General features: G+C 70.4%; 8 protein-coding genes. 3 read left to right on the forward strand and 5 right to left on the reverse strand.

Annotated features, from left to right (window positions below; translation table 11 throughout):
- Window positions 1-112 precede the first annotated feature (112 nt).
- Window positions 113-2,017, forward strand: coding sequence for a CocE/NonD family hydrolase (locus C1I95_RS13760; protein ID WP_158566393.1), 1,905 nt, complete (start codon window positions 113-115; stop codon window positions 2,015-2,017).
- Between the two features lie 173 nt (window positions 2,018-2,190).
- Here C1I95_RS13760 and C1I95_RS13765 read toward each other — a convergent pair whose 3' ends face one another.
- Genes C1I95_RS13765 through C1I95_RS13780 form a run of 4 tightly spaced genes read right to left on the reverse strand, consistent with a single transcriptional unit; the run spans window position 2,191 to window position 4,502 of the window.
- The gene (locus C1I95_RS13765; RefSeq protein WP_111214220.1) at window positions 2,191-2,529 is read right to left on the reverse strand and encodes a hypothetical protein; all 339 of its coding nucleotides are present in this window, start codon (window positions 2,527-2,529) and stop codon (window positions 2,191-2,193) included.
- Entirely contained in the window at window positions 2,529-3,719 is a 1,191-nt protein-coding gene (locus C1I95_RS13770; RefSeq protein WP_111214216.1) for a WXG100-like domain-containing protein, read from the reverse strand. The genes C1I95_RS13765 and C1I95_RS13770 overlap by 1 nt, the downstream gene beginning before the upstream one ends.
- Window positions 3,716-4,036, reverse strand: a complete 321-nt coding sequence (locus tag C1I95_RS13775; protein WP_111214221.1) for a type VII secretion target — start codon at window positions 4,034-4,036, stop codon at window positions 3,716-3,718. Before C1I95_RS13775 ends, C1I95_RS13770 begins: the two co-directional genes overlap by 4 nt.
- Entirely contained in the window at window positions 4,023-4,502 is a 480-nt protein-coding gene (locus tag C1I95_RS13780; RefSeq protein ID WP_233513652.1) for a YbaB/EbfC family nucleoid-associated protein, read from the reverse strand. The genes C1I95_RS13775 and C1I95_RS13780 overlap by 14 nt, the downstream gene beginning before the upstream one ends.
- 383 nt (window positions 4,503-4,885) lie before the next feature.
- Here C1I95_RS13780 and C1I95_RS13785 point away from each other — a divergent pair, with 383 nt between their 5' ends.
- Entirely contained in the window at window positions 4,886-5,590 is a 705-nt protein-coding gene (locus C1I95_RS13785) for a CBS domain-containing protein (protein ID WP_111214222.1), read from the forward strand.
- A 74-nt stretch (window positions 5,591-5,664) separates the two neighbouring features.
- On the opposite strand, the gene C1I95_RS13790 is transcribed toward C1I95_RS13785, so the two are convergent.
- Complete coding sequence (locus tag C1I95_RS13790; protein WP_111214217.1) at window positions 5,665-6,441, reverse strand: SDR family oxidoreductase; 777 nt, start codon at window positions 6,439-6,441, stop codon at window positions 5,665-5,667.
- Between the two features lie 174 nt (window positions 6,442-6,615).
- On the opposite strand from C1I95_RS13790, the gene sigJ reads away from it, so the two are divergent.
- A complete protein-coding gene (gene sigJ / locus C1I95_RS13795) occupies window positions 6,616-7,500 on the forward strand; it encodes an RNA polymerase sigma factor SigJ (protein ID WP_111214218.1) in 885 nt (294 codons plus the stop codon).
- Window positions 7,501-7,503 lie beyond the last annotated feature (3 nt).

Consider the following 7,503-nt stretch of genomic DNA (forward strand, 5'->3'; position numbering starts at 1 on the left):
GTGTCGTAGCGGAGAGGAGTGCTATCGCTACATTCAGCTATTGACCATGGTCATCGATGCGGATGAGGATGCCTCTCACCAGGTGCTGTCGCGAGTAGACGGAGGTGAGGGCATGGGGTTTGTACGGCGATTGGTCGCCGTCGGAACGGTCGTCGGGGTGACGGTCATGGGCGCGCCCGTGGTGGCGAGCGCTGCTGCGGAGCCGCCTCGGATCGTGATCGAGAACGGGGTGACCCAGCCGGTCTTCTCCTACGGTGACGCGATCCAAGAGGTCGTCTACGTCGAAGCGCCGATGGACAGCGACGGCGACGGCAGTCGGGACCTGATCGCGGTCGACGTCATCCGGCCGGCCGAGACCGAGGCGGGCCTGCGGGTACCGACCATCATGGAGGCCAGCCCGTACTACGGCCGGGATCCCGGTGATCCCGTGCCGGACCGGACGCGCGGCTTCGCCGGCTGGTGGGACGAGTACTTCGTTCCCCGCGGCTATGCCGTCGTCCAGGTCGAGATGCAGGGCACGTCGCGGTCGTTCGGTTGCCCGACCACCGGCGGCGTCGAGGACACCGTCAGCATCAAGGCGGTCGTCGACTGGCTCAACGGTCGCGCTCCCGGCTTCTACCACGACGGCAGCGCGGCGGTCGCCGACTGGAGCACCGGCAACGTGGGCATGCAGGGTGTCTCGTACGTCGGCACGCTGCCCAACGCGGTCGCCACGCAGGGCGTACCCGGCCTGCGGACGGTGGTGCCGATCGCCGCGATCTCCAGCTGGTACAAGTACGTGAACGACCAGGGAATCGCCTGGTCGAGCTGGAGCGAGAACGTCAACCACCGGTACACCGAGTGGCTCGCGGACTACGTCTCGGTCGGCCGGGTGCTGCCGGGCGCGGCGTCGGTGCCGGCCTGTAGGTCGGTCATCACCGGGGTCGGCGACGCCGAGGTGGCCAGCGCCTCCGACTTCACGCCGTTCTGGCAGGAGCGGAGCTACCTACCGGACGCCAACAAGATCAAGACGGTCAACACGTCCGTCTTCATGGTGCACGGCCTCACCGACTACAACGTCAAGACCATGCATTTCGCCGATCTGTGGCGCGAGGTCGAGAAGCGCCAGATGCCGCGCAAGATCTGGATCCACCGCGGCGCGCACGTCAACCCGACCAGCTTCCGGCTGGCAGCGTGGCAGTCGGTCATGCACCGGTGGATGGACCACTGGCTGCACGACATCCCGAACGGGATCATGAACGAGCCGATGGCGGACATTCAGCGCCCCGACGGCACCTGGGAGACCCACTCGACCTGGCCGGACGCCAATGTCAAGGACGTCGACCTGCGCTTCGGCCCGGCCACCGCCGATGCGGCGGGAACGCTGTCGGCAAACAACGTCGGCGGCAACCCCACGCAGAGCTTCGTCGACCAGATCGAGTCGCAGGCAGTCAAAATCGGCAACGCCGAGCAGGCCAAGCCCGGCCGGCTCGCCTACGTGACCGCACCGCTCGCGAAGGACCTGCGCATCTCCGGTACGCCGAAGTTGGCGGTCCGGATGTCGACCACTGCCGAGACCGCGCTGCTCTCGGCGCTCCTCGTCGACTACGGCGAGGGCCCGACCGTCACCGTGGCGGGCAAGGAACCGCTGGAGGTGATCCACGAGTCCTGCGAGCCCGAGGACCTGGCCAGCCGGACCGGATGCGCCGAGCCGATGGCGGCGAGCGTCGCGATCACGCCCGAGCGGGTCCTGGCCTGGGGACACATCGATGTCAAGAACTCCTCCGACCTCAGGCAGAGCCAGGCGCTGACGCCCGGCGACAAGTACAACGTGCGGTGGACGACCCTCCCCTCCGAGCACGTCATCCCGGCCGGGCACCGGATCGGCGTCGTCATCACCGGCAACTACAACGCGAACCCGACATCAAACCGACCGGCCCGCGACGCGGCCGCTGTCGGCAGCGAGATCACCGTGTACCTCAACGGCAGCACCCTGGTGCTTCCGGTGGTCGGAGGTAAGGACGCCCTCGGCTTCTGACCAGTCAACAGGAGATCGCTTCACCGGTTCCTCACCAGGCCTACGGCCTGGTGAGGAACCCACCTGCCTGGTGATGGTGCGGGCGGCGATCGGCAAGACCTCTGGTGGGCGTCGCGTGATTCCCGGTCCGCTCGGATGAATCTCGACGCTCACGCGGGCCAGGAACACAGACGCTATGTGGGTTCGGCCAGCCCGGGAAACTCAGCGGTGTAGGTCGCGTCAACCAACTCCTGAAGATGGCGAACGACCGTGGCCTTTTGCTCAGTCTCGGGGAGTTGCTGCTCGCCCGCCCCGACGAGGCCGCTCCGCCAATGGCGAACGATCTCCTGCTGAACGGGGCCCGGCAACTCATCGATCCATAGCGACCCGAGGTTGTTGTCGACGATCTCTTGAAGACGGGCCGCCGCCTGCCTGTCGGACAGGCGGGAGATCAGAAACTCCAACGTCCAGTCGAAAAGTCCTCCGGTAGCGGTCCAGTCCACCCCGGGCTTGAGCACGATGAGACCCGCCATCACTTCCCCACAATGAAGACTCGCGGTGCTAGGCCACGGTCGGTAATGAATTGTTCGATCCGTGCGACCTGTTCCGCAGAAAACCTGGAAACATCGACCGGGACGAAGTCGGCCTTGTCCAGGTGTCGCTCGATCTGATATTGGAGCTGTGGCCACTGTCGGTCAAAGAACTGGCCGGGGAAGTTGCCGACAGCATCATAGGTGCGATCGGTGCTGTCCACCCAGTCGGCCGACGAGTCCGCAGGCGCGCGGGTCAACCTGACGCCGAGTTCACGCTCTAGCCGGACGGCCGTATCCGCCTCACCTGGCCGAAACCTTCCGGTCGCCGGATCCATGCCGAGATCCCGGATACGTTGTTCCTCGCTCTTTGGAGGTAGGGCGTCGCGAGGACCTTCTGGCGAAGAGGGCTGCTTACTCGGACCCGGCCCTCCATTTCGCAGTCGTCCGAGGGCCTGTTTGAGTTGGGCGATGAGGTCGGCGAGGCGGCGGATGTTGGGGATGATCTGGCGGAGGCTGTTCAGCAGTCCGCGTAGCAGCCTCGCGATCCGGGCCGCCCACGAGGCCACCAGGGTGGTCACCTGTTCCACCACCAGCGGGGTGGCCAGGCCGGCGGTGGCGACGAGTTCGGTGGCGTACACGATCAGGCGGGAGACGCAGGTGGCGATGGCGTCGCGGACCAGCAGTCGGACGGCGGCGACCAGGCCGGCGGTGCCTTCGGTGATGGCGGCCATCGCCTCGGCGCCTTGGGCAAGGCCGGTGACGGCCTGACGTTGTTCGGCGGCCCAGGTGCGGTAGGCGGGGCCGGCGCTGCCACCCCAGCCGGCCACGTCGGTGCCGACCGCCCGGGCCAGTTCGGCCGCCTCGTCGCGCAGGGAGGCGGCGACGTTGCGCCAGGTCTGGGCGTGTGCGGTGATCTGCGCCGGGTCGCCGGCGAGCCAGTCCAGGGCCTCGCTGAGCGGTTTGACGTGCTCGATGAGCCAGGCGATGCCGTACTGGAGCAGGGCACCGACCGGGTCGGAGACCAGCGCGAGGGCGTCCAGGCCGGCGCTGACCACGCCGAGGCTGCCGTCGATCCAGCTGCCGTCGGTGACACCCTGATGGATCAGCTCGATGTCTTCGAGGATCCACACACCCGCCCAGGCGCTGGGCCCGGTGTCCACCGGGGCGGCGACGAGCGGGTTGCTAGTCAACGCCGGTCCCGCAACTGGTCCAGAAGTTGCTGGGCGCGGGTGTCGGCGGCCCGGTAGCGGTCGGCGCCGGTACGCAGCCGGCCGGCGGTGTCGCGTACCGAGTCTGCGGCGGTGTCGATGCCGTCGACCAGTACGCGTTGCAGGCCGTCGAGCAGCGCCGGCATGATCGCGCACAACTGGCCGTACGCGTCGGTGCCCAGTCGGACGTGCTGCCCGGCCTGGCGGGCGGTGTCGAGGTTGCCGGCGTGCCGGTCGAGGCGCGCCGCGTGGGAGGTCAGGTCGTCCGGGTCGACCTGGATGCCGTCACCGGCCGGCATCCGGTGCGCTCCGGTCGGCGGCCCCTGCATGACCGGGCCGATCGCCGCCGGCAGCGCCGGGGTCACCGCGATGGTCGTGGCGTGGGTCAGCGACGGCCAGGAGCCGACGCCGGTACGAGTCGACGACGGCCGACCCGGCCGGGTCGGCGTTGCCGAGCGTCTCGTCGGTCGCCGCGGCGATCCGTCGTAGCAGGTCGGCCTGAGCGGCGCGAGTGGTCGCCAGCACCTGCCGCGCGGTCTGTGTCGCGGACTGCTGCCGGACCCGTTCGTCCAACCGTAGGTCCACCAGCAGGCCCGCCGAGTCGACGGTGACTTCGACCGTCCGATCCGGACTGTGCGCGGTGCCGGTCAACGCCTGCACCCGGGTCGACAGGGCCTTCGCCCGCGTCGCGCGATCGGCGATGGACGACTCCCACTCGTCGAGCCGGCGTCCCGTGGCGTCCAGCGCTGCCTCGTCCGCCCACATGCGACCCTCCCCAGCGACGTCGCCGGCCGTCGTCACCCCAAAACGCCGTCACGTTACCAACCGGTGGCGCTGCGTGCTGTCCGTCGGGCTGCGGCGCCGACCGGGCGACGAGGTGCTCGGCCGCGGAGGGCGGAGTCGGGACCGGAAGGGGACGCGTCGTAGTGGTCACGCTCGATCCTGGATCGAGTGGTATCGGAACGGCGGCGAGGCCACTCGATCCTGGATCGAGCACGATCTCTGGAGCGACCAGGGGCGGCGTGGGTCGGGCCCGAAGGACCCGCCGGGACGGGACCCTCGGCCCTGAGCGGGAGGGGTCCGCCGGCACTGACCCGACTCCCCGCACCGGCCATAGCGTCAGTGCAGAGCCGGAAGAGGAGGTCGTGATGAGGGCCTGGCAGGTGAGCGACGTGATGACCCGGGACGTCGCCACGGTGGTGGAGCAGACGCCGTACCGGAAGATTGTTGACGTCCTCGCGGACCGGCGGGTGAGCGCCGTGCCGGTGGTCGATGACTTCGGGCACGTGCGGGGTGTGGTCTCCGAGGCGGATCTGCTGCACAAGGTGGAGTGGATGGGCGAACCGCACGAGCGGCGCATCCTCGAACGGCCGAAGCAGCGCCGGGCTCGGCGCAAGGGTGAGGCGGGGATCGCGCGCGAGCTGATGACCGCACCGGCCGTGACCACCTTCCCGCACACCTCCCTGGTGGCCGCCGCGAAGCTGATGGACCGCGAGCAGGTCAAGCGCCTGCCGGTGGTGGACGACCTCGGCCGGGTCGTCGGCATCGTGACCCGCGGCGACCTGTTGCGGGTGCACCTGCGTCCGGACGCCGACATCCGTGACGACGTGGTCCAGGAGGTGCTGCGCCGGGTGCTCGCGGTGCGCGACGGGACAGTCCGGGTCGAGGTACGCGACGGTGTCGTCACCATGACCGGACAGCTGGATCGACGTTCGGCGGTCGAGATCGCGGTGCGGCTCGCCGCGCGGGTCAGCGGGGTCGTCGAGGTGGTCAACGAGCTGCGCTACGACTTCGACGACACCATCCTGCCCGGCGCCCCGTCGTTCCCCGCCCAACCGACCAGAATCGGCTGACCCGCCCGGCGGCGCTGCCGGCACCGCCGGGTGGCACCGCCGGGTGGCGCTGCCGGGCGGCGCTGCCGGGTGGCCTAACGGGGCCGGGCCGGGTGTCCCAGCCGTTCGGCGAGGAACGCCTCCCAGGTCCGCGTGCCGGTGGCACCGTCCAGGGTCAGGTTCGCGCCGTCCCGGTAGGCGCGGCCCGCCCGGCCGGGCAGCCGCACCGGCAGCATCAGCCGGCGCTTGCCGGTGGCGCGCAGGTAGCCGTGGATCAGGTCGCCCATCGGGTACACCTTCGGCCCGGCCAGGTCGGGGACCAGGCCGGCCGGGGCGCCCAGGGTCAGCGCGGCGAGCCGGGCCGCCACCTCGCGGCCGTCGACCGGTTGCAGCCGCATCCCCGGCACCGGGACCACCGGGAGGGCCGCCATCTTCTGCGCCATGGTCAGCACCAACTCGTGGAACTGCGCGGCGCGCAGGATCGTCCATGGCACACCGGAACCGGAGATCGTCTCCTCGGCGGTGAGCTTGGTCCGGAGCCAGGCGAGCGGGACCCGGTCGGCGCCGATGACGGAGATGAAGACCAGATGCCGTACGTCGCCGGCCCGCTGCACGGCCCGCGTCAGCGTACGGGCGATCTGGTTGTCGCCCTTCTGCCCGCCGGCAAGGTGCAGGACGATCCCGGCGCCCCGCACCGCGGCGTCGACGCCGTCGCCGGTGGCCAGGTCGGCGGTGACCTGCTCGATCCCGGGCGCGGACTGCCCACCTCGTCGGCTGAGCACCCATACCGGATGACCGGCCTCCCGCAGCAGCGGGGTGATCAGCCGGCCCAGGGTGCCCGTGCCGCCGGTGACCAGGATCGGTGGGTTCATGGTGTCTCTCCCTGTGTCGGGACCGCGGGGCCTGCGGTCGGCTACCGTTTCGTGGCTTCACCGGCTCGACCCCGCCCGGATGCGCGACGTGACCGAAGTGATCCGGCTCACTTGCTGTCACAGCGGCCAGCCCGGCGGGGTCGAGCCGGTGAAGCTGCGAGGAGGGGAAGCGACATGGGCGAGTCCACCTGGCTGGCCGAGCGGTTCGAGGAGCACCGGCCGCACCTGCGTTCGGTGGCCTACCGGATGCTCGGCTCCCTCGGCGAGGCCGACGACGCCGTACAGGAGACCTGGCTGCGGCTGTCCCGCACCCACTCGGACGAGCTGGACAACCTCGCCGCCTGGCTGACCACGGTGGTCGCCCGGGTCTGCCTGAACACGTTGCGCTCCCGCCAGCGCCGCCGTGAGGAACCGCTCGACATCCGGGTCCCGGACCCGGTGGTCAGCCCCGCCGGCCCCGAGGACCCGGAGCACGCCGCCGTGCTGGCCGACTCGGTCGGGCTGGCGCTGCTGGTGGTGCTCGACACGCTCACCCCGGCCGAACGGCTCGCCTTCGTGCTGCACGACATGTTCGGGGTGCCCTTCGACGAGATCGCCCCGATGGTCGACCGGTCGCCGGCCGCGGCCCGGCAACTGGCCAGCCGGGCCCGCCGCCGGGTACGCGGTCAGACATCGACCCCGGACGCCGACCTCGCCCGCCAACGCGAGGTGGTCACCGCGTTCCTGGCCGCCGCCCGCGACGGCGACTTCGACGCGCTCGTCGGTGTGCTGCATCCGGACGTGGTGCTGCGCTCCGACGGCGGGGCCACCCGGGCCCGCCACACCACCGTGATCACCGGTGGCCGGCAGGTCGCCGCCGAGGCCACCACGTTCGGCCGGTTCTCCCCGTTCAGCCGGCACGCCGTCATCAACGGCGCGGCCGGTGTGGTCGTCGTCGCGGCCGGCCGTCCCCTGGCGATCATGGCGTTCACCATCACCGGCGCACGTATCGCCGAGATCCACGTGATCGCCGACCCAGAACGCCTGGCCCGCCTCAACCTCACCACCTTCACCACCTGACCC

The organism is Micromonospora craterilacus (assembly GCF_003236315.1).
GTDB lineage: Bacteria > Actinomycetota > Actinomycetes > Mycobacteriales > Micromonosporaceae > Micromonospora > Micromonospora craterilacus.